Genomic DNA, 21918 nt, shown 5'->3' on the forward strand with positions numbered 1-21918 from the left:
ACCTGCTCTTGGGAGGGGTGTGCCGGTCTGGTTCGAAAATGCGGCTGGTCTGTGAATATTCGCGGGACGGTATGGATTCAGGCCCCTGCGAACACTCCTGTCGACGAACTTCGTTAACAGGAGAGCGCAGAGGCCTGAATTACCGGAGTCTATTTGGCGCCAATTATTACACGCCGTCCTGCCGGTCCAGTACCGAGGCGAGCGCACCCTCGAAGCCGGACGCCCGGGCCGCGCCGGCCGTCGGGTCCTGCTGGCGGACGTCGATGACGTGGCCGGTCAGCTCGGACAGCAGCACGTCGAGCGAGGTGCGGGCCACGGCCTCGGAGGACAGCAGGGAACCCGAGGGCTCCTGGCCGAACGCCTTGGTGCGCATGGGGGTGGCGGTGCGCTCGGGGTTGATGCAGTTGACGCGGACGCCGTCGCCGGCCCACTCGTCGGACAGGGCCTGGGTGAGGTTCACCATGGCGGCCTTGGTCGAGGAGTACAGGCTGTACTCGGCGCGACCGCGGGTGTAGCTGCTGGAGGTGTACAGCAGCAGCTGACCGTTGGTCTCGGACAGGTACTTGTACGACGAACGGGCGATCTGCACCGGTGCCAGGTAGTTGACCTTCAGCGCCTCCTCGATGGTGGCGTTGTCGGTCTCGGCGAGCTTGCCTATGCGCAGCACGCCCGCGGTGTTGACCACGTAGTCGATACGGCCGGTCTCGGCGTACGCCTTCGACAGGGCGTCGTCGACCTCCTCCGGGTTCTCCACGTGGGTGCCGGTGGTGGAGCGGCCCAGCGCGTAGACCTTGGCGCCGTAGGACTCGGCGAGCTCGCCGATGTCCTTGCCGATGCCGTAGGAGCCGCCGAAGACGACCATGGTCTTGCCGGTGAGGAGCTCGCGGTAGGCCTCCTCGGAGACCTGCTCCGGCGCGGCGGTCGAGGCGAGCTGGAAGAGCTTGTCGGCGATGAAGACGTCGACGGGCTGCGTGACCTTCATGTTGTACTCGTCACCCGCGACGACGTGGATCGGCACGTCCGGCAGGTACTTGAGCACGACGGAGCAGTCGTCGGTGGCCTGGAAGTTGGGGTCGTTCGAGGCGACCTCGTAGGCCCGCTTGATCGTGGACAGCTTGAAGGCCTGCGGGGTCTGGCCGCGGCGCAGCCGGGAGCGGTCCGGGATCTCGGTGATGAACTCGCCGTCCTCGCCGTGCGTGCGCGTGACGATGATGGTGTCGGCGGAGGGGATGGCCACGTCGACCGCCTGGTAGCGCTCCAGCGCCACGACGCAGTCGTCGATGACGCGCTGGGACAGCAGGGGGCGCACGGCGTCGTGGAAGAGGACGTTGGCGTCCTCGCCCTCGGCCAGGCCCTCGCCCAGCGCGGCGATGGCGCGCTCGGTGGTCTCGTTCCGCGTGGAGCCGCCCTCGATGACCTTCGAGACCTTCTTGAATCCGGCCTTCGCCACGATCTTCTCGACGTCGGGCACATAGCCCTGCGCCATCAGCACGATGACGTCGTCGATCGAGTCGGCGTTCTCGAAGGTGGTCAGCGTGTGCTCGATGACTGCCTTGCCGGCGATCTTCAGCAGCTGCTTGGGGATCGACAGACCAACGCGCTGACCGGTACCACCAGCCAGGATCACTGCGGTGGTACGGGGCTTGGCTATGTGCTGGGACACAGGTGACCTACCTCGGGGCGACAGGGAACTTGGAAATGGTCCCACTTGTGGTTACCGCAGTGCAAGGTGAGCGACCTTCGCCACATATGTGCGCGCAACCTGCCATTCACCTTGAGGTGCCGGTGATTGGTGGGGCGACTCCGTGAAGCCTTCACGAGTTCCATGGACGGTGTCTGCTGCACGGTACGCGTCTTGCCGGTGTCGCGTGGCATCCGATGGCCGTGGCGGTCGTCACGGACCGGTGGCCGCGGTCCGGTCTTCACCTTCCCGGGCAGGGGACGGCACGCGTTCTCCATAAGCGTCGCGGCGCCGTCGCGGGCAAGTCCCGAATACCGCTCGCCGGCCGCCCATTGCCGCGTAATTCTCGGTAAAGATTCCGCAGCATTTCGATCTCGGTGGGGGTAAGGGAAGAGCCTGGGACTCCGATGAGTCCCAGGCTCCCGTTCGCTCCGTGGTCAAAAGGACCGTCAGACCACCTCGACGCCCGGCCGGCCCGCCTCGACCCGCAGCCTCGCCTGCGTCCTCGGTGTCGAGGTCGGCTGCCGCACGGTGTCGACCACCCTCACCTGCGCGTCGATGCCGTCACGGCGGACGTCGAAGAGGTGGTAGCCGCGGTACGCGTCGAGCAGCTTCCAGTGCGGGTTGTCCGGGCGCCGCGGGTCCCACTCCTTGCGGAACGCCTCCTGGTCCTGGTCGCCGTTGCTGGAGATGGAGGTGCCCACGAACTCGGCGCCGACGACCCCGGAGTCCGGGTCGGCGTAGTCCTCCTTGAGGTCGCTGATCATCGTCAGGTGCCGGTCGCCGGAGAGCACCACGGGGTTGCGGACCTGCTTGAACTCCTGGAGGAACCGGTTGCGTTCGGCCTGGTAGCCGTCCCAGGCGTCGTAGAACCAGAGCTTGCCCTCGCCGACCTTGAGATCCGTCTCGGCCATCATGATCTGGGAGGCGATCAGGTTCCAGCGGGCGGGCGAGTTCTGGAGCCCGTCCAGCAGCCACCGCTTCTGCTGCGCGCCCAGCATGGTCAGCGACGGGTCCTGGGCCCCGGCCTGGCTGGTGGCCTGATCGCTGCGGTACTGCCGGGTGTCCAGGACGTTGAGCCGGGCCAGGCGGCCGAACTCCAGACGGCGGTGCATCCGGATGTGCGGGCCGTCGGGGACGGCGGTGGCACGGACCGGCATGTGCTCGTAGAACGCCTGGTAGGCCGCGGTCAGCCGGGCCACGAACGCGTCGTGCGGCTGTTTGTCGGGGTCCTGCGGGATATCGCCCGCGAAGTCGTTGTCCACCTCGTGGTCGTCGAAGGTCACCACGAAGGGCGCGTTCGCGTGCATCGCCGCGAGGTCCGGGTCGGTGCGGTACTGGGCGTACCGGTTGCGGTACTGGGCGAGGCTGAACGGCTCGCCGGTGCCCTCGTGCCGTCGTACGCCCGTCGCCGAGGGCGTGGACTCGTAGATGTAGTCGCCGACGAACACCACGATGTCGGGGTCCTGATCCAGCATGTCTGCGTATGGCGTGAAATAGCCGTGCTGCCAGTTCTGGCAGGAGGCGAGGGCCATGCGCAGGGAGCCACCGGAGCTGTAGGGGTGGGGCGCGGTGCGGGTGCGGCCGACGGGCGAGAGCTGCCCGCTGGTGCGGAAGCGGTACCAGTACGTACGGTCCCCGCGCAGCCCGCGTACGTCCACGTGAACGCTGTGCCCGTACTCGGGCCGGGCCTGGGCGGTGCCCCGGCGGACGAGCTTTCTGAACCGCGGGTCCTCCGCGAGCTGCCACTCCACCGGCACCACCCGGTCGGGCATGCCCCCGCCGTTCAGCGGGTCGGGGGCGAGCCTGGTCCACAGCACGATGCCGTCAGGCAGCGGGTCACCTGAGGAGACGCCGAGGCTGAACACACCGTCGGGCAGCGGTGTCTCGGCCGCGCGGGCGGCGGCCGGCAGCCACAGCTGGGCGGAGGCGGCGGCGCCGAGCACCGCGGCGCCGGCGGTCAGAAAGCGGCGTCGGTCGGGCGATCCTGCTGTCATCGGCTGACTCCCTTACCTCGCTGGCCACTTGGACACTGGGAAGCTTCACGCTCGCGGGCGACCCGCCCGCTGAACGCCGGGGTTCACGTACATGACAACTAAGCAGACAAAAAGAGACTCGCCGCCAGCATCGGAACAAGCCGTTGCTGGGGCGAGTCTGACAGGTGATCAGCCGGCGAATCCGGTGCCGAGCCGGGCGCCTGTGGCGGTGGTGCCGAGGAGGGTGTTCCCGAAGGTCGTGGTGCCGTTCGGGCTCACGACGGTCGTCGGACCGGACCTGAAGTACCAGACGGACCCGGCGTTGCCGTTCTCCCCCGGCGCGCCGGCGGCCAGGTCGGCCAGACCGTCGCCGTTCGCGTCGGCGAGATGGACGGCCTTGCCGAAGGTGTCGCCCTTCTCGGCGGCGCCCGGCACATTGGGCGTGTTCTGCGTGACGACCTGGGCGCCGGCGCCGGTGAGCCCCTTCGCGGTGCCGCGCAGGACGACGACCGCGCCCGCGTCGGCGACACTGCCCAGGTTCTCGCCGGGCAGGCCGGTCGCCACGTCCGGGTAGCCGTCGCCGTCGACGTCGCCGACCCGGACATCGGTCCCGAAGCCGTCGCCCGCCTCGGCGCTGCCGGGCACGCCGGCGCTGTCCTGGTTGAGGTGCGTGGCCTTGGTGCCGTCCGGCCCGTTCGAGGTGCCCGGGATCCAGGTGACCCTGCCGCCCTTGGCGGCGGGGGTGTCGAGGTCGCTGTCGTAGCCGGTGACGGCCCGGCCGACCACGATGTCGTCGACACCGTCCTGGTCGATGTCCCCGACGTCGAGGTTCTCGCCGCCCTGGATCCGGTAGCCGTCGGCGCCCTCCACGGTGAGGTAGGGCTTCAGTCCCTGCCGGGAGCCCGGCCAGTACACGACCCGGCGGGCGTCCCACTCGTCGCCGTCGTTCTGGGTGGCGGCGACGTCCGTGACACCGTCGCCGTTGACATCGCCGGTGGCCAGGTCGAGGACGCGGGTGTCGAACTCGTCCCGCAGGATCTGCTCGTCGCGGGGCGTGGAGCCGTCCCGGGCGAACGGGCCGCCCAGCACCCGCAGGTTGAACTGGTTCTCCACGGTCACCAGGTCCTCGGCACCGTCGCCGTCGACGTCACCGAGGGCCAGACGCCCCTCGGCGCCGAGCCGGTCGTGCTCCTTCCCCGTGGCCAGTACGGCACCGCCGGACAGCCCCTTCGGGCCGCCCCACAGCACCTCGGCGAGACCGGAGTCGACACCGCCGTCGGCCGTGTCCTCGCGGCCCGCGCCGACGACCAGGTCCGCGTATCCGTCGCGGTCGACGTCGGCGGTGGCCAGGGTGCTGCCGAAGGCGTCGTCCGTCTCGGCGCTGCCGGGCACGCCGGCCGTGTTCTGGCTGAACACCTGCCGCTTCGTGGTGTTCAGCCCGTTCGCCGTGCCGTAGACCACGGCGACATAGCCGGCGCCCTTCTTGCCGCCGACGGTCGCGGTCGGCGCGGCCACGGCGAGATCGGCGTAGCCGTCACCGTTGAAGTCGTCGCCCGGACGCTCGGCGGCGGCAGGTGCGGCGCTCACCGGCGCGGCGGGGACCACCAGGGCGCCGGCCAGGAGGGCGACGCCGGTGGCGAGCACGAGCCGTCCGCGGTGGGACCGGTACCGGGCGGTCATCGGGCGAAGCCCGAGCCGAGGGCGGAGCCGTCCGCGACCGTGCCGAGGGTGCCCGCGCCGAAGCTGACCGAGCCCGTGTTGGTGGGCGCGTTGACGGGGTTCGGGAACGCCCAGACTCCCCCGTCCCGGTTCTCGCCCGTCGCACCGGCGAACAACTCGGCCCGGCCGTCGCCGTTGACGTCGAGGAGCTTGGTGTCGGCACCGAAGAAGTCGTTCTGCTCCACGTCGCCCGGGACGTTCTTGGTGTTCTGGCTCATGCTGTACGAGCCGTCACCGGTCAGCCCGGACTTGCCGCCCTTCAGGACGGTGATCTGGCCGGCCGCGTACACCTCGCCGATGCTCTCGCTCGGGCTGCCGGTGGAGACGTCCGCGTAGCCGTCGTTGTTGATGTCGGCGACCGAGATGCCCCGGCCGAACCCGTCGCCCCACTCCGAAGCGCCGGGCACGTACGGGGTGTCCTGGGTGACGACCGTCGTACGGGAGGTGTCGGGGCCGTCGGCAGAGCCGTACACGACGCCGATCTGACCGCCCTTGAGCTGCGGATCGACCTCGACCTCACCGGAGCCGTCGACGGGCCGGCCGATGACGAGGTCGCCGTACCCGTCCTTGTTCACGTCGCCGATGCCGAGGCTCTCGCCGCCGCGGGTGCGCGTGCCGTCGGGGTTCCTGACCGGGGCGGGGGCGCTCAGGCCCTCGGAGGTACCGCGCAGGTAGACCGCGCGGCGCTGCTTGGCGTCCGGGTCGTGTGTGTCGTCGTCGCTGCGGTCGTGGATGAGCGCGACCAGGTCCGTGATGCCGTCGTGGTCGACGTCGCCGGCGGCCACGTCGTCCGTGACGTACTCGGCCTCGAGGGCGAGGGTCCGGCTCTTCGCCGCGCCGGTGGTGCGGTCGAACGGCCCGGACAGCAGGCGGTTGCCGGTGGCGAGGTCCAGGTTGCCGTCGCCGTCGAAGTCGCCGAGCGCCGGGGTCTCGGAGTCGACCCGGTCCTCCTCGGTGCCGGTGGCGACGGCCGTACCGCCGGACAGGCCCTGCTTGCCGCCCCACAGCACGGCGAGCGTGCCGGCGGCGGTGACCTCGCCGACGTCCTCGCTCGGGGCCCCCACGACCAGGTCGGCGTAGCCGTCGCCGTCGAGGTCACCGGCGGCGATGCCCTCGCCGTAGTAGTCGCCGGCCTCCGCCGCACCCGGTATGCCCGGGGTGTTCTGGCTGATGACCTGCTTGTGACCGAGGTCGAGGCCCTTGGCCGAGCCGTACACGACGGCCACGTATCCGGCCTGGGCCTTCCCGTCGACCTTGCCGTACGGGGCGGCGACTGCCAGGTCCTGGTAGCCGTCGCCGTTGAAGTCGTCGTGGAGCTTCGAGGCGGCGGCCGGGGTGGCGTCGGCCGCCCCGGCGGCCTGCGCGGCCACCGGGGCGGTGACGGCGGCGACGACGGCGATCGCCGCCGCGACTCCGAGACCTCGGCTGACCCTGCGCTTGCTCGTGGACTGGGGCACGTACGTCAACTCCGTTGATCGCATGGGCAGTTGCTACGCGGCAAGGAACAAGATCCTCATCCGCTCTGCCCTGTACGACACCCCGGAGAACGACTTGGTTGCATCAAAGTCGGTCGCGAATTTGCTCTTTGTTAACTCAGAACGGCTCGAAGTCGTCGAACTCCTGCTGCGCTTCGTCCCTCTCGGCCTGCCGGTCCCTACGGCGCTGCGCGGCCGGGCGCTCACCCTCGAACCGGTGGTCCTCGCCCCGTCGGCCCAGCATCTCCGCCCCGGCCGTCAGGGACGGCTCCCAGTCGAAGACGACCGCGTTGTCCTCGGGTCCGATGGCGACGCCGTCGCCGCCCCGGGCACCCGCCTTCACCAGCGACTCCTCGACACCGAGCCGGTTGAGCCGGTCCGCCAGGTAGCCGACCGCCTCGTCGTTGTTGAAGTCGGTCTGCCGCACCCATCGCTCGGGCTTCTCGCCGCGCACCCGGAACAGGCCGTCGGCCTCGCGGGTGACGGTGAAGCCCGTGTCGTCCACGGCCTTGGGCCGGATCACGATCCGCGTGGCTTCTTCCTTCGGCTTCGCCGCCCGGGACGTGGCCACGAGATCGGCGAGTGCGAAGGACAGCTCCTTCAGCCCCAGATGCGCCACGGCCGACACCTCGAACACGCGGTACCCGCGCGCCTCCAGGTCGGGCCGCACCATTTCGGCCAGGTCCTTGCCGTCCGGTACGTCGGTCTTGTTCAGGACGACGATCCGCGGGCGGTTGTCCAGCCCGCCGTACTGCCGCAGCTCCTCCTCGATGATGTCGAGGTCGGAGGCCGGGTCGCGGTCCGACTCCAGCGTGGCGGTGTCCAGGACGTGCACGAGCACGCTGCACCGCTCCACGTGGCGCAGGAACTCCAGGCCAAGGCCCTTGCCCTGGCTGGCCCCGGGGATCAGCCCGGGCACGTCGGCGATCGTGTACACGGTCGAACCGGCCGTGACGACACCGAGGTTCGGCACCAGCGTGGTGAAGGGGTAGTCGGCGATCTTCGGCCTGGCGGCGCTCAGCACCGAGATCAGGGACGACTTACCGGCGCTCGGATACCCGACGAGCGCCACGTCCGCGACCGTCTTCAGTTCCAGGACGACGTCCTGGAGGTCCCCGGGCTCGCCGAGCAGCGCGAAGCCGGGCGCCTTGCGCCGCGCGGAGGCCAGCGCCGCGTTGCCGAGCCCGCCCCGGCCGCCCTGCGCGGCGACGAAGGACGTGCCGTGCCCAACCAGGTCGGCGAGGACGTTGCCCGCCTTGTCCAGCACCACCGTGCCGTCCGGCACCGCGAGCACCAGGTCCTGCCCGTCCTTGCCGGAGCGGTTGCCGCCCTCGCCGGGCTTGCCGTTGGTGGCCTTGCGGTGCGGGGAGTGGTGGTAGTCGAGAAGCGTGGTGATGGACTGGTCGACGGTGAGGATCACGTCCCCGCCGCGACCGCCGTTGCCGCCGTCCGGGCCGCCCAGCGGCTTGAACTTCTCGCGGTGGACGGAGGCACAGCCGTGGCCTCCGTTACCCGCGGCGACATGCAGCTCGACGCGGTCCACGAAGGTGGTCATGGTGTGTGCCTCCAGTTGCGTACGTATCCGTACGGGTCGTACGGGGTTGTTCTCTGCCCAACACGCGAAAGGCGGACCCGCTTCCCGTGAGGGAAGTGAGGTCCGCCTCGCGAAAGCTTCCGGTCAGGCGACCGGAACGATGTTCACGACCTTGCGGCCACGGTGGGTGCCGAACTGCACCGAACCGGCGGCCAGGGCGAACAGCGTGTCGTCGCCGCCACGGCCGACGCCGGAGCCCGGGTGGAAGTGGGTGCCACGCTGACGGACCAGGATCTCACCAGCGTTGACGACCTGACCGCCGAAGCGCTTCACGCCGAGCCGCTGGGCATTGGAGTCGCGACCGTTCCGAGTGGACGATGCGCCCTTCTTGTGTGCCATTTCTCCTCAGTCCCTTACTTCGCAGCCGCGGGGATCTCAGTGACCTTGATCGCCGTGTACTGCTGGCGGTGGCCCTGGCGACGGCGGTAACCGGTCTTGTTCTTGTAGCGCAGAATGTCGATCTTCTGGCCCTTGTGGTGGTCCACGATCTCAGCCTGGACCTTGATGCCGGCCAGCACCCACGGGTCGCTGGTCACGGAGTCGCCGTCGACCACGAGCAGGGTCGAGAGCTCGACCGTGTCGCCAACCTTGGCAGTGGAAATCTTGTCAACCTCAACGATGTCGCCGACAGCAACCTTGTGCTGGCGACCACCGCTGCGCACGATGGCGTACACGCGGAACTCTCTCTCGCTCGGGAAACGGCACCCCCGCAGGCCAGCCGCCCGACTCAGCGAGCAGCCTCTCCTGGGCGCCCGGCGCCCGGAGGGTGAGGTTTACGGGGATGTGACGCGTCAGTCATTCGACACGCCGACGGTCAAGGTTACGGGGCCCCGGCCAAGAGGGTCAAACCGAGGCCGGTCCGCCGCCTGTGCGACCGGTCACGCCGGTCGCACAGGCGGCGGGAGGTCAGCCCTCGTCGGTGGAGGCGGAGACGGAGGCCGCGGAGGACACCGTCTGCTCCGCCGCCACGGTCTTCTTCGACGCGGTCTTCTTCGCGGCGGTCTTGGTGGTCGCCGCCTTCTTGGCCGTCGTCTTCTTGGCCGCGGTCTTCTTCGCCGCGGTCTTCTTGGTGGCGGCCTTCTTCGCCGTGGCCTTCTTGGCCGTCTTGCGGGCCGTCTTCTTGGCCGGAGCCGCCTCCTCGGCGGTCCCGTCGGCCTCCGCGGTCGCCTCGGTGGCGGCCTCGGCGGTCGCCACCTCCTGAGGCGTCTCCTCCGCGGCCGACGACACGACCACGACGGCCGCCTCCTCGGACGCGGTGGACGCGGTGGGCTTGCGCACGGCGCGGCGCCGCGGACGGGCCGGGGCGACGCTCTCGGCGGGCGCCTCGGCGGCCGGCTCGGGCTGCTCGGCCTGCTCGGGCGCCTCCGCGGCCCCGGACGCGGCGGGCGCGGTCTCGGAGACCGTCACCACGGTCGCCTCCGCCCCCGCCGGAGAACCGGCCGGCGCCGACACCTTGCGCGTCGCCCGCCGACGGCCACGGCCCTTGGGCGCGGCCTCCTCGGCGGCCGGGGCCCCTTCGGCAGCGGCGGCCGGGACCTCGACGACCGGGTCCTCGACGGCCATCGGCTCGGCCTGCGCCTCGGTGGCCGGCTCCGGCTGCACCGGACGGGCGGCCTCCTCGGCGGCGGTCACGTCCTGAGCCGTCGGCACCGCCGGCACCTCGGCCTCGGCCTGCTCGGCCTTGCCCCTGCCCTTCCTGGCCTTCGGCTCGGCCGTCTCACCGCGCGGCGAACCCGCCGGAGCGGACGCCCGCCGGCTCGCCCGGCGCCGGGTACGCCCACGCGAGGCCGCGGCCTCCGCCTCGGCGGCGCTGCTGTACAGCTCCTCGTCGGGCTCGAAGGACGGCTCGGGCAGGGCGATCGGCTCGGCGATCTCGGCACCGACCTCCGCCTCGGTCTCCGCCTCCTCCTCGGCGGTCTCGACGGCGGCCGCCTCGTGGACGTGCGGCTGCTCGGCGGCACCGGCACGCGCGCGCTTCTTGCGCTTGCCGCCGCCTCCGCCGCCGGCGCCGGTGGGCTGCTCCATGTGCACGATGACACCGCGGCCGTTGCAGTGGACGCAGGTCTCGGAGAAGGACTCCAGCAGGCCCTGGCCGACCCGCTTGCGGGTCATCTGGACGAGGCCCAGCGAGGTCACCTCCGCCACCTGGTGCTTGGTCCGGTCCCGGCCCAGGCACTCCAGCAGGCGCCGCAGCACCAGGTCCCGGTTGGACTCCAGCACCATGTCGATGAAGTCGATGACGATGATGCCGCCGAGGTCGCGCAGCCGCAGCTGACGCACGATCTCCTCGGCCGCCTCCAGGTTGTTCCTGGTGACGGTCTCCTCGAGGTTGCCGCCCTGGCCGGTGAACTTGCCGGTGTTGACGTCGACGACGACCATCGCCTCGGTCCGGTCGATCACCAGCGAGCCGCCGCTGGGCAGCCAGACCTTGCGGTCGAGGGCCTTGGCGAGCTGCTCGTCGATCCGGTACGTGGCGAAGACGTCGACCTCGGAGGTCCACTTCGACAGCCGCTCGGCCAGGTCGGGGGCGACGTGCGAGACGTACCCGTGGATGGTCGACCAGGCGTCGTCACCGCTGACGACGACCTTGGAGAAGTCCTCGTTGAAGATGTCGCGCACGACCCGGACGGTCATGTCCGGCTCGCCGTACAGCAGCGTCGGAGCGTTGCCGCTCTTGGCCTTCTTCTGGATGTCCTCCCACTGCTGCTGCAGTCGCTCGACGTCCCGGCGCAGCTCGTCCTCGCTCGCACCCTCGGCGGCGGTGCGCACGATGACGCCCGCGTCCTCGGGGACGATCTTCTTGAGGATGGTCTTCAGCCGGGCGCGCTCGGTGTCGGGCAGCTTGCGGCTGATGCCGGTCATGGAGCCCTCGGGGACGTACACGAGGTAGCGGCCCGGCAGGGAGACCTGGCTGGTCAGACGGGCGCCCTTGTGCCCGATGGGGTCCTTCGTCACCTGGACGAGCACGGACTGACCGGACTTCAGGGCGGACTCGATGCGCCGCGGCCCGTTGGCCATGCCGAGCGCCTCGAAGTTGACCTCACCGGCGTACAGGACGGCGTTGCGCCCCTTGCCGATGTCGATGAAGGCGGCCTCCATCGACGGCAGCACGTTCTGGACCTTGCCCAGGTAGACGTTGCCGACGTACGAGGTCGACTGCTCCTTGTTGACGTAGTGCTCGACGAGCACGTTGTCCTCGAGGACGCCGATCTGTGTGCGGTCGCCGTGCTGGCGGACGACCATCACGCGCTCGACGGCCTCGCGCCGGGCCAGGAACTCGGCCTCGGTGATGATCGGGACGCGCCGGCGGCCCTGCTCGCGGCCTTCGCGGCGGCGCTGCTTCTTGGCCTCAAGACGGGTCGAGCCCTTGATGGACTGCACCTCGTCGGACGGCTCCCCACCCTTTTCCCTCGGGGGGCGGGGCTCGCGGACCTTGACGACCGTGCGCTCCGGGTCGTCCTCGGAGGCCTCGGACTCGGTGCCGCTGTCACCGGCACGGCGACGGCGGCGACGGCGCCTGCGGCTGCTGCTGGAGCCGCCCCCGCCGGAGGACTCCTCACGGTCGGCGGCCTCGTCGGACTCCTCGTCCTCCTCGGCCGTGTCCTCGGCGTCCTGGCCGGCGCCCTGCTCGGACTCGTCGTCCGCGGTCTCGTCGGAGTCGGCGGAGTCGCCACGCCGACGGCGGCGACCGCCCCGGCGACGGCGGCGGCGCGAGCCGCTCCCCTCTGACTCCTCCTGCTCCTCGCCGTCGGCGGAGTCCTCGGCGTCCTCCGGCTCGTCGTCGGCGCTCTGCGCGGCGGCGGCCTCGGCGGCCGGGGCCTCGGACTCGTCGCCGGCACCCCGGCGGCGACGACGGCGGCGCGACCCGCCGGACTGATCGTCCCGGGAGGCCTCAGCGGGCTCGGTGGACTGCTCGGTCTCCTCGGGCTCCTCGACCACGGCCGCCTCGGCGGCGGCAGCGGCGGCGGCCCGCTCCGGAGTCTGGAACTGGGGCTCGGTGAACACGGGCGCCTGGAACACGGCGACGGCCGGACGCGCGGGGCGCACGGCCGACTCGCTGTCAGCGGTGTCGGTGGCCGCGGCGGACTTCGAGGACTTCGACGACCTCGGGGACTGGGCGGGCTCGGCGAAACCGCCGGCGGCCCTGCGGGCGACCCGGCGGCGACGCCGCGGAGCGGCATCCTCGACGGCCTCGGCGGGTTCCGCGGCAGGGGCGGCTTCGGCGGGGGCCTCGGGCGCGGGCGCGGCCTCGGAGGCGGGGGCCTCGGAGACGCGGGCGGGCTCGGCGGCGGGGTTCTCGGTCACTGGTGCCTTCGCCTCCTCGGCGTTGCCTTCCGGCGCTCCGGCAGGCGCGGACACCCGCCGCGCGGCACGGCGACGGGTCCGGCGGGGAGCGGCGTCCTCGGTGGCCTCGGCGGGCGCGGCGGACACGGCCTCTTCGGCGGACGCGGCGACCTCGGGCTCTTCGGCAGGCCCACCGGTCACGGCCGCCGTCTCCTGATCACCGGACGCGGCCTGCGCCGTCTCGGACGTCTCCGCCGGAGCCGCAGCAGGCGAGGTCACCGTGCGCGTCGCACGACGCCGGGTACGCCGGGGAGCGGCGTCCTCGGACACCGCGGCGGACGCGGCGGGGGCGGGGACCTCGGCCTGCTCCGACGCCTCGGAGCCGGCCGGAGCGGCGGCGGTCACCGGGACCACGGTCTCGGCGGCCTCCGTGGCCTCAGGAGTCCCGGCAGGTGCGGATGCGCGACGGACGGCGCGGCGCCGCTTGCGAACGGCGGGCGCGGCCTCCTCGGCGCTCTCGGCGGCTTCGGCGGCCTCAACGGCCTGCGCGGCCTCGGAGGTCTCGTCCGCCTCGGCGGCGGCCTCCTCGCCGGCTGCTACGACCTCGGTCGCGAGTTCGTCGGGATCTGCGGCCGGTATGGCCGGCGCGACGGTCTCCACCGGGGCGTCGGAGGATCCGCCGACGGGGGGACCCGCCGGGCGGGACGCGGCACGGCGCCGCCGGCGAGGCGGCAGGGTGTCGCTGGGGGTGTTCTGTTCGGAGCCCGTTGAGGACTCTGTGGGTTCGGTCGGTTCGAGCATGCGGGCTTTTCTCCCGTCAGGCTCCCGGGCGCCGCGCCTGGTCCGGCGATGCCGGTGACGTCCGCGGCTCGCGCTGTGCGCGTCGCCGCCGTCCGGGGCGCGGGCGCCGCACGGGAGCTCTCCGTGTCCTGTCTCGCCGGTTCCGTACGCCGAATGCGTACGGCCTGGCGAAAGTCTGCTGGTCGGTACGCTGCCCGACCCAGGTGGCTCCCGAGTCCGAGGGCGGCGCTACGACGTCCGTCCCTTCGCGGAACCTTCCTTACGCCGGCGCCGTCGCGGCGGCAGTCGGTTCGGCCGTTGAATGGGCCTCCGCTGCCTCGCGGTCGGGCGCGAGCGGGTCGGTCACCGTGCCGGTCTCTTCATCGAACAGCCCCTGCGCCAGCCTGGTCACCGCAGCGGGGACCGGCGGCGCCAGGTCGGCCACGGCGCGGAGACCGGACAGGACGTCGTCGGGTCGTACGGCAGGCGTCACGTGCCGAACAACCAGCCGCAGTATCGCACAGGGCTGGTCGGTCGGCCCAGCAAGGAGCGCGACGTCAGCCGCTCCGGTGGAGCCGACGCTTGCGGCGGGCTGCGAACTGTGCGTTTCCGTGAGGTCTGGGATCTCCAGGCTCACGACGGCGGCGCGGGCGTCGAAGGTGCGGACGCCGTTCTTGGCTTGGCGCTGGACCTCGACGGCCTCGGCCGCGGTGAAGGTGTCCGCCGCGCGGCGGGCCTCCTCCGGCGGCACACCGTCCAGCCGCAGCTCCCACACGGAAGCCGTCAGCCGGTCGGCGAGTCCCGAGGTGCGGGCCTCGACCGCCTCGACGATGTCGAGCCCGGTGGGCATCGACGCGTCGAGGAGGGCCCTGAGCTGCTCCGGATCGCGCGGTGCGGTGAGCGCGATCTCCAGATATTCCGCCTCACTGCCCGTGCCGGTGGGTGCGGCATTGGCGTACGACACCTTCGGGTGCGGTGTGAAGCCCGCCGAGTAGGCCATCGGCACCTCGGCACGGCGCAACGCACGCTCGAAGGCGCGCTGGAAGTCACGGTGGCTGGTGAACCGGAGGCGGCCGCGCTTGGTGTAGCGCAGTCGGATGCGCTGCACCGCGGGTGCGGGCGGCGGGCCTTCGGGCTGTCGCTTGCCCAGTGTCGTTCAGTCCTTCGTGAGAGCGGTCGTACTGCTACCAAGAGTACGTGTCCCGCGCCCCGAAGGTTCCCCGCGGTCCACAGGCCGCGGCGGCCTCGGCTCGCCCAGGAGCATCCGCCGGAAGTCGGCACGCGCCTGCCGTACGGACTCCCGGGCGGTGGCCAGGGCCTGCCGGGTGGCGCGCCCCACGCTGCGGGCGGCCTCGGCGACGGGCCGCAGGACGGTGTCCCGTACGACGTGTCCGACCGGTGTCAGCACGCCGCGGTACATCCACCGCACCGGCTCGACGAAGATCCACCGGAAGAGGGTGCCGAGGAACCGCCCGACGGCGAGCGAGATGTGCCCGGCGACGCGCCAGGCGTGCCCGAGGGCGTCCCACACCTCGCGTCCGATGACGGCGAGGACCCGGCCGACGGGGGCGAGGACCCAGCGCCAGAGCGCGAGCGCCGGCAGGACGAGCAGGATCCGGGTGATCCAGTAGAGGGCCGCTCCGATGCCGGTGACGATCGCGCTCACCAGCCACACCAGCCCCTTGGCGCACCAGGCGATCGCGCGCCCGACGGGTGCGAGCACCCAGGTGTACAGCCATACGCCGGGTACGACCAGAAGGTACTTCGCGAGCCACGCCAGGGCTGTCCAGAGCCCGGTGCCGATCGCGGCGAGCACGGCACCGAGGCCCCTCAGGACCCACATCACGGCGTGCCCGGCCGGCGTGAGCAGGTGGGCGTACACCCAGCCGAACGCCGCCCCGACACCCCGCGCGACCCAGGCGATCCCGTGCCCGACCGGGGTCAGCACATACCGGTACAGCCACACCAGGGGAACGACGAGGAGGACGTTCCCGAGCCACCCGAGGGCCTTGCCCACCGGCACGACGACGTACCGCCACAGCCCGACGAAGGGCCAGACGAACACCGCCCGGCCGAGCCACAGCAGGGCCCGCCCCACCGGCCTGAACACCGTGTCGTTCAGGAACCGCCCGGCCACGACGAGCGCGTCCCACAGCATCCGCACGGGGACGACCAGCACGAGTACGACGATCCGCACGGGAATCCGGATCGCGACGGCGAGGCATCCCTCCGGCGCCGACGCCCCGGGTACGGGCGGTGCGGGCACCTGTTTCCGCAGGTCGACTCGCTCCTCGGGCCTCTCTCGGGCCGGCTTCTCCAGATCCATACCGTCGTAGACGCCTCAGCGCCCCGTCCGGATCCAGAGCCGGCTCACCCGCTTGTGACCCGGGTCTGCAGCAGCCGGGGCGACTCCTGGAAACCGCACCGGGCGTAGGCGGGGATCGCTCGCGGGCTGGAGTGCACGGTCACCCGTTCCAGCCCGAGTTCCCGGGCCCGGTCCAGGACCGCCTGGATGAGCCGCCCGCCGAGCCCGCCGTCCCGAGCCTCGGGTACGACGTACACGCACTGGACGTCGCCGGAGGCCCGCAGCGGTGCCCGCGGTGTGGGCACGCGCTGCACCACCGCGAGCCAGGCCATGCCGATGACCACGTCGTCGCGGACGAGCACCATGCATCGATGCGACCCGGCGTTCTCCCCGGCCCACTCGACGAAGTGCGCCACGAACTCCCCGCGTTCGCCGACGGCCTCGCCGCCGTGCTCGACGAGCCAGTCCCATCGCAGTGCGGCCACGGCCGCCAGTTCGCCGGATCGAGCCGGGCGGACGTCGATGTTCTCCATCAGGGCATTGTCGGGTCGCCGGCTCCGTCCGCCTCCCAGCGCAGCAGGTCCCCCGGCTGGCACTCGAGCACCTCGCAGAGCGCGGCGAGTGTGGAGAAACGGACCGCCTTGGCGCGGCCGTTCTTGAGGACCGCCAGGTTGGCGGGGGTGATGCCGACGCGTTCCGCGAGCTCGCCGACGGACATCTTCCGTTTGGCCAGCATCACGTCGATGTCGACGGCGATCGCCATCAGATGACCTCTTCCAACTCGGCCCGCATCCGGGCCGCCTCGATGTCGCGTGCGACGGCCTGCGCGAGCAGCATGCGCAGCACGAGCACGACCAGCGCGACACCCAGCACGGCCACGACGACCCCGCACAGCAGCAGGACCACCCCGGGGGCGACGGCCTCGCCGGGCGCGAGAACGACCGCGAGCGCGAAGACCAGCAGGGCGGCCGCCACGAACGCGCCGATCACGATGTGCACGTATCGGAAGGCGGCGGTGGAGAACACCGTCCCGCGGCGCACCATCGTCACCAGCCGCCACACACAGACCACAACGACCTGGGCCGTCACGATACCCAGGATCGCGATCACGAGGATCGGGGTGCGGAGGTGGGCGTACTCGGGCCTGAGCCCCTCCATGTCGATGGCCAGCAGCGGCACCATCACCGTCTGCACGAACAACGACCCGGCGAGCAGCACCCCGAGCACCCCACGCAACGCCGCCACGGCCAGCTTCCCCATCACCACTCCTTCGATCGAGCCACGATGGAAATCTATCGAAACTCGATAGATGACGCAATGAGGCAGCCCTCCCTGGGTAAACGTGGCAACGTGGGCAGAGAGGACGCCGAAGCGACGACCGAGGGAGGATCACCGTGGAATGGCGCGTGTTCGCGCAGCAAATGGCCTCCATGGCGCGGGTCCTGCTCGCCCAGGAGTCGGTCGACGCCACCCTCGATCACATCACCGGTTCGGCCACGACACTCGTGCCGGGGTGCGACGCGGCCGGCATCCTTCTCCTGCACGGCAAACGAGTGGAGACGCTCGCTCCCACGTCCGACCTGGTCGTCAAGAGCGACCAGCTCCAGGAGCGACTCGCGGAGGGCCCCTGCTTCGACGCGGCCCGCAGCGACACGGGAGAGCGGGTCTTCCGCATCACCGACTTCACCAAAGAGCAGCCGCGCTGGCCCGCGTACGCCGAGCAGGCCCGTGGCCTGGGCGTGGGCAGCATGATGGGCTTCCTGCTGTACACCGATGACGAGGAGCTCGGCGCACTCAATATCTACTCCCACCACCCGGGAGCCTTCACGGAGGACAGCGAGACCGCCGGCTGGCTGCTGGCCTCGCACGCGGCCATCGCCTTCTCCAGCGCCCGCAGTCATGCCCAGCTGGAGCAGGCCGTCGCCACACGTCATCTCATCGGCGAGGCCATGGGCATCCTCATGGGAAGCCACCGCCTCAACGAGAAGGAGGCCTTCGACGTGCTCCGCCGCTTCTCCCAGGAGCGGAACATCAAGCTCCGCGAGGTCGCCCGGCGGGTCTGTGAACAGGGCCGCCTGAGCTGACGGCTCCCCCAGCTCGTGGCTGAACCGGGGGAACCTGGGCCGGGCCGGTCCCCCGGGGGAGCGCCACCGACCCCGCCCTTCTCAGCGGGTCCCCCTGAGGACCGACCTCACCCCTCGGTCTTCTCAGTCTTCCCGCGCGTACGGCACGACGGTGATCCGGTCGACCAGCGGCGCGTAGCGGGAGCGCAGCAGCACCCCGGGGAAGGTGTCCGAGGCGTAGGTGGTGCCGTCGTGGTTCGGCAGTTCCTCGGAGCGGAAGCCGATCGTGTTCTTCCCCTTCCTGAGCTGGACCGGGACGGTCAGCTCCCAGAAGTTGTTCTGGTGGAAGCTGTGCGGGAAGCCGACGCGCCGCGGCTCGCCGCCGTTGACGCTGATGTCGGCGTGGCGGGCGAGCGGGTCCGGGTTGTAGTGCGTGGCCTCGGACTGCTCCGGGTTGGAGTAGCGGACGCGCAGCGCGTACAGGCCGGCGCGGTCGGCCGTGACGGTGAACGTCGCGGTGTTGCCGTTGCCGGGGGCGCCGCCGATGCCCGTGATCGCCGTGCCGTCGGTGGCCAGCGAGAGCGGGGCCAACGTGGCCGAGCCGGCGAGCTCGGCATCCCCGGCCTCGTATGTACGCGCCGGCAGTCTGCCCTCGGTCGGTGTGACCGTCAGGCGGTCGACGAGGGTCGTGGCCGGGCCGCCGGTCACGGTCACCCTGTTGACCCCGCCCGAGAGGGACACGGCCACCTCGCTGCGCTTCTTGGCCAGGCGCAGGACGTCGTGCCCGTTGACGGAGAGCCGGGCGCCGGTGCCGCCGAGGGTGTCGACCCGCAGAGTGGCCTCGCGGTCGGCGGGTGAGTAGACCCAGAACGTGGCCGTCTGGCCCTTCGCGAGCCGTACCGCGCCCGAACCCGACTGACTCGGCAGGTCGTAGACGGGCCGTGCCCCGCCGGCCGGCCAGGCCAGCTCGCCCTCGTACACCTGGGTGCCGGCCGAGGCGTCCGGCAAGGACAGGGTGAGGCGGTCGACGATGGCGTCACCCTTGGTGGCGCGCTCGCCGTCGAGGCTCTTCGCGGCGAGTGTCAGGGTGTGCTTGCCCTTGGTGAGCTTCACCTCGGTGTCGGTGTGGTCCCAGACCACCCACTTGTAGCCGAGCGGCAGGTGGAGCTGCTGCTCGCTGTCCGCCTCGCCGTCCACCCGGAGGAAGACGTTGGCCGGGCCCTGTTCCTTCACCTTGTCGAAGGTGTTGAGGGAGTTGGCGAAGACGCTCAGGTCGTAGGTGCCGTCCTCGGGCACGTCCACGGTGAAGTCCAGCGTGACGTCAGAGCCGGTGCGCAGACCGCCCACGTCGTGGCCGCCGGAGGTGTAGAACTTCGACACGTCCTTGGGTGAGCCCTCCGGGCCGTTCTTCGACCAGCCGGACCCGGTGTGGGCGGCGTCCTCCGCCTCGTACGAACCCTGCCAGCGCACGGGCGGGGACTGGGTGCTCCTCGCCTTCCCGGCCGGGCTGAGGACGATCTCGTAGGCCGAGGACTCCTTCAGCTTCGGCAAAGCGCCGTCGCCGAAGTCGACGACCACCGTGCCGTCGTCACCGACCTTCAGATTCCGCTCGGCGAGCAGCTTCGGGCCGGAGTTGTCGCCGAGCTGACCGCTCCACTCGATCTCCTTCACCCAGGCGTGGACGCGGTCCCCGAAGAGCTTCCTCGGAACCTTGTCGAAGGTGATGTGCCCCTTGCCCGTGGAGCCGCCGAAGACCAGCCGGGACTGCTTCTTCTTCTCGTCGAGCGTGGCGACGCCCTGCATCGTGTAGTTCTCGCCGGGGAACGGCGGGGTCACCCTCACCGTGTGCCCGCTCATCGAGGCGTACGAGTTGAGCAGCCACCACTGGCCGTTGCCGCGGTTCGACTGCACCGCGGAGTCGGAGAGGTTGCCGTCGATGTTCCAGTAGGCGATGTCGGCGTCGACCTTGGACTCCTCGATCGCGGACACCCACTGGATCATCTGGCCGGGCACCGAGGTGTGGTAGTTGAAGGCGTACTCGTTGATGTTGACGGGGAGTTCGGTGCCCGCCTTGTCGGTGCCCTCGAACAGGTCCTTCTCCCACGCCCGGTACTTGGCGACACTCGCGCGAACCGCCTCCGGGTGGCTCAGCTCGTGCCAGGTGATGACGTCCGGGAGGGTGCCGGCGGCCAGGGTGTGGGTGAGGAAGCCCTTCACCTGGTCGTACAGGACGCTGGTGTTGGGTCCCGCGATGCGGGCTTCGGGCATCTTGCCCTTGATGAGCTGGTGGAAGTCGTCCCAGGCGGCGAAGAAGTCGTCGGGGTCGTTCAGCCAGCTGACCTTGTCGTAGCTCCACTCGCCGGTGCCGAACATGTTGCCCTCGGGCTCGTTGAACGGCACGAAGACGATGTTGTCCTGGTACTGCTTCGGCAGCTTCAGGACCTGGTCGACCTGCTGGGCGATCTTCTCCCGGTAGAGCTTGAGCTTCTCCTCGGGGGTGTCGCCCGGCCACTGGTACGGGAAGCCGCGGTGGATGTCGGTCATGTAGATGTACACATCGCCGTCGGTGGAGTCGGCCAGCGGCTTGACCACCTCCAGCGCGTCCGCACCGGGGTGCTGCGGGCCGTCCTGGGCCTTGGTGGAGACCGTGCGCAGGCCCATGCCCTCCATGAGGTTGTTGGTGGGGACGTCCGGTCCGTACACGCCGTAGAGGGTGCCGGAGGCGCCGCCGTGGAACGCGCCGGTGTCCGAGCCGAGGTCGACGGTGAGCTGCCCCTCGCGGACCACGGTGACGGTGGCCTTCACCGCGCGTCCGGCCGCGGTCCCGGCGACGGTGAACGTCCCGGGCTTCGCGTACTTCTCAGACGGTACGGCGTCCCAGGTGACCGGTACGTCCCGGTCGTAGCCGTCGGAGAAGGAGGCGCGGGCGGCCGCCGGGGGGGACGGGGCGGTCCCGGTGGTGGTACGGACCTCGAAGGACGTCTTCGAGAGCTCCTGGACGGTCGGCACGGCACCGACCGTACCGGCCACCTGCTCGGCGCTCAGCGCCGTGTGCCACACGGTGAAGTCGTCGATCGCGCCCTTGAGGAGGGGGTCCGGGTAGAAGGACTTGCCGATGTAGCCGGCCGCGGTGGCCGAACTCTCCAGCAGGTCCTTGGCCTTGACGCCGGTCTCGGCGGTGGAGACCGGCACGCCGTCGAGGTAGGTGGTGAGCCGGCCGGCGGAGGTGTCGAGGGTGACGGTGACGGTCCGCCACCCGTCCGCGGGGAGCGGCGCGTAACCGCGGACCTGGGCCTCCGCGCCGCCTCCGCCGGTGGTCACGGAGGTCTGGAAGAGTCCGCTGCCGTTGTACGGGGTGCTGAAGAGGTACTTGGTGGTGTTGGTGCCCAGGTCGAAGATCCGCTGCCAGGGCGACTTGTCGCCGCTCCATCTCACTCGCGCGGAGACCGTCAGGTCGGCCGCGTCGCCGACCACTTCGCGGGGCAGGCGGACGTACGCGCCACTGGAACCGGCCGCGCCGCCGGGCAGGGCGAGGGCCTTGCCCCCGGCCGTGCCCTCGACGGACCGGGCGGTGGAGGCGTTCACCAGGTCTGCCGTCAGGCCGTTGCCGGAACTGTCGGTGATCTTCCCGGAGGCCATGTCGTCCTGGTCGAAGGTGTACCGGGCGGCGGGCCGGGGTGGCTCCGCCGCGTGCGCGGGGGCTGCCGGTGCGGCCAGCAGACCGGCGCCGAGGGTGAGTGCCACGGCGGCCGGGGCCCGGCGCCGGGTGGATCTGTCAGCGGATGGCATGGGTAGCGTCCTCAATCGTCGGGGAGGGCGGTCGTGGCACAGCCGTCGAACCGGTTCGACTCGATGGGCACGCGCAGGGGCAGACGTGGGTGACGGCAGTGGCCTGCGAACGGACAGGGCAGGGCCCGGGAAGTGGATCGCCGTATCGAACCGGTTCGGGAAGCTAGCACCGGACCACCGGGCCGACAATCCCTCCGGCACAGGGATCTCGCCGACCTCCACACCCGGCCTGCGAAGTTCCGTCCGGGTATT

15 protein-coding genes are annotated in these 21918 nt (G+C 71.1%); 1 reads left to right on the forward strand and 14 read right to left on the reverse strand.

Going from position 1 to position 21918, the window contains the following annotated elements:
* Window positions 1-166 precede the first annotated feature (166 nt).
* From ACIBK5_RS28760 to ACIBK5_RS28820, 13 genes are all read right to left on the reverse strand, one after another.
* Window positions 167-1663 (reverse strand): D-ribitol-5-phosphate cytidylyltransferase, encoded by a 1497-nt coding sequence (locus tag ACIBK5_RS28760; RefSeq protein ID WP_399023883.1) that lies wholly within the window; start codon window positions 1661-1663, stop codon window positions 167-169.
* A 467-nt stretch (window positions 1664-2130) separates the two neighbouring features.
* The gene (locus ACIBK5_RS28765; protein ID WP_399023885.1) at window positions 2131-3678 is read right to left on the reverse strand and encodes an alkaline phosphatase D family protein; all 1548 of its coding nucleotides are present in this window, start codon (window positions 3676-3678) and stop codon (window positions 2131-2133) included.
* 168 nt (window positions 3679-3846) lie between these two features.
* Complete coding sequence (locus tag ACIBK5_RS28770) at window positions 3847-5337, reverse strand: FG-GAP-like repeat-containing protein (RefSeq protein ID WP_399023887.1); 1491 nt, start codon at window positions 5335-5337, stop codon at window positions 3847-3849.
* Window positions 5334-6833 (reverse strand): FG-GAP-like repeat-containing protein, encoded by a 1500-nt coding sequence (locus ACIBK5_RS28775; RefSeq protein ID WP_399023888.1) that lies wholly within the window; start codon window positions 6831-6833, stop codon window positions 5334-5336. The genes ACIBK5_RS28770 and ACIBK5_RS28775 overlap by 4 nt, the downstream gene beginning before the upstream one ends.
* Window positions 6834-6969: 136 nt before the next feature.
* Window positions 6970-8406 (reverse strand): GTPase ObgE, encoded by a 1437-nt coding sequence (gene obgE / locus ACIBK5_RS28780; RefSeq protein ID WP_399023890.1) that lies wholly within the window; start codon window positions 8404-8406, stop codon window positions 6970-6972.
* Between the two features lie 123 nt (window positions 8407-8529).
* Window positions 8530-8784, reverse strand: coding sequence for a 50S ribosomal protein L27 (gene rpmA, locus ACIBK5_RS28785; protein ID WP_031130899.1), 255 nt, complete (start codon window positions 8782-8784; stop codon window positions 8530-8532).
* 14 nt (window positions 8785-8798) lie between these two features.
* Window positions 8799-9119: a 50S ribosomal protein L21 gene (rplU, locus tag ACIBK5_RS28790; RefSeq protein ID WP_382493651.1), complete on the reverse strand. Its 321-nt coding sequence runs from the start codon at window positions 9117-9119 to the stop codon at window positions 8799-8801.
* A 232-nt stretch (window positions 9120-9351) separates the two neighbouring features.
* Complete coding sequence (locus ACIBK5_RS28795) at window positions 9352-13530, reverse strand: ribonuclease E/G (RefSeq protein ID WP_399023893.1); 4179 nt, start codon at window positions 13528-13530, stop codon at window positions 9352-9354.
* A 259-nt stretch (window positions 13531-13789) separates the two neighbouring features.
* Window positions 13790-14617 (reverse strand): TIGR03936 family radical SAM-associated protein, encoded by an 828-nt coding sequence (locus tag ACIBK5_RS28800; RefSeq protein ID WP_399023895.1) that lies wholly within the window; start codon window positions 14615-14617, stop codon window positions 13790-13792.
* A 48-nt stretch (window positions 14618-14665) separates the two neighbouring features.
* Window positions 14666-15835, reverse strand: coding sequence for a hypothetical protein (locus ACIBK5_RS28805; RefSeq protein ID WP_399023897.1), 1170 nt, complete (start codon window positions 15833-15835; stop codon window positions 14666-14668).
* A gap of 44 nt (window positions 15836-15879) precedes the next feature.
* Window positions 15880-16347: a GNAT family N-acetyltransferase gene (locus ACIBK5_RS28810; protein ID WP_399023899.1), complete on the reverse strand. Its 468-nt coding sequence runs from the start codon at window positions 16345-16347 to the stop codon at window positions 15880-15882.
* Window positions 16347-16577, reverse strand: a complete 231-nt coding sequence (locus tag ACIBK5_RS28815; protein ID WP_399023901.1) for a helix-turn-helix domain-containing protein — start codon at window positions 16575-16577, stop codon at window positions 16347-16349. The genes ACIBK5_RS28810 and ACIBK5_RS28815 overlap by 1 nt, the downstream gene beginning before the upstream one ends.
* Complete coding sequence (locus ACIBK5_RS28820) at window positions 16577-17074, reverse strand: DUF2975 domain-containing protein (protein WP_399023903.1); 498 nt, start codon at window positions 17072-17074, stop codon at window positions 16577-16579. The genes ACIBK5_RS28815 and ACIBK5_RS28820 overlap by 1 nt, the downstream gene beginning before the upstream one ends.
* A 134-nt stretch (window positions 17075-17208) precedes the next feature.
* On the opposite strand from ACIBK5_RS28820, the gene ACIBK5_RS28825 reads away from it, so the two are divergent.
* The gene (locus ACIBK5_RS28825) at window positions 17209-17898 is read left to right on the forward strand and encodes a GAF and ANTAR domain-containing protein (protein WP_399023905.1); all 690 of its coding nucleotides are present in this window, start codon (window positions 17209-17211) and stop codon (window positions 17896-17898) included.
* A 123-nt stretch (window positions 17899-18021) separates the two neighbouring features.
* Here ACIBK5_RS28825 and ACIBK5_RS28830 read toward each other — a convergent pair whose 3' ends face one another.
* Window positions 18022-21666, reverse strand: a complete 3645-nt coding sequence (locus ACIBK5_RS28830; RefSeq protein WP_399023907.1) for a LamG-like jellyroll fold domain-containing protein — start codon at window positions 21664-21666, stop codon at window positions 18022-18024.
* Between the last annotated feature and the right edge of the window lie 252 nt (window positions 21667-21918).

It is taken from the genome of Streptomyces sp. NPDC050546, assembly GCF_044457425.1.
Lineage (GTDB): Bacteria > Actinomycetota > Actinomycetes > Streptomycetales > Streptomycetaceae > Streptomyces.

What these genes read in the sequence shown, in the direction of transcription:
- ACIBK5_RS28765 (WP_399023885.1), bottom strand. Translation starts at nt 3,678, where the DNA reads ATGACAGCAGGATCGCCCGACCGACGCCGCTTTCTGACCGCCGGCGCC.
- ACIBK5_RS28770 (WP_399023887.1), bottom strand. Translation starts at nt 5,337, where the DNA reads ATGACCGCCCGGTACCGGTCCCACCGCGGACGGCTCGTGCTCGCCACC.
- obgE (WP_399023890.1), bottom strand. Translation starts at nt 8,406, where the DNA reads ATGACCACCTTCGTGGACCGCGTCGAGCTGCATGTCGCCGCGGGTAAC.
- rpmA (WP_031130899.1), bottom strand. Translation starts at nt 8,784, where the DNA reads ATGGCACACAAGAAGGGCGCATCGTCCACTCGGAACGGTCGCGACTCC.
- ACIBK5_RS28795 (WP_399023893.1), bottom strand. Translation starts at nt 13,530, where the DNA reads ATGCTCGAACCGACCGAACCCACAGAGTCCTCAACGGGCTCCGAACAG.
- ACIBK5_RS28805 (WP_399023897.1), bottom strand. Translation starts at nt 15,835, where the DNA reads ATGGATCTGGAGAAGCCGGCCCGAGAGAGGCCCGAGGAGCGAGTCGAC.
- ACIBK5_RS28810 (WP_399023899.1), bottom strand. Translation starts at nt 16,347, where the DNA reads ATGGAGAACATCGACGTCCGCCCGGCTCGATCCGGCGAACTGGCGGCC.
- ACIBK5_RS28815 (WP_399023901.1), bottom strand. Translation starts at nt 16,577, where the DNA reads ATGGCGATCGCCGTCGACATCGACGTGATGCTGGCCAAACGGAAGATG.
- ACIBK5_RS28820 (WP_399023903.1), bottom strand. Translation starts at nt 17,074, where the DNA reads ATGGGGAAGCTGGCCGTGGCGGCGTTGCGTGGGGTGCTCGGGGTGCTG.
- ACIBK5_RS28830 (WP_399023907.1), bottom strand. Translation starts at nt 21,666, where the DNA reads ATGCCATCCGCTGACAGATCCACCCGGCGCCGGGCCCCGGCCGCCGTG.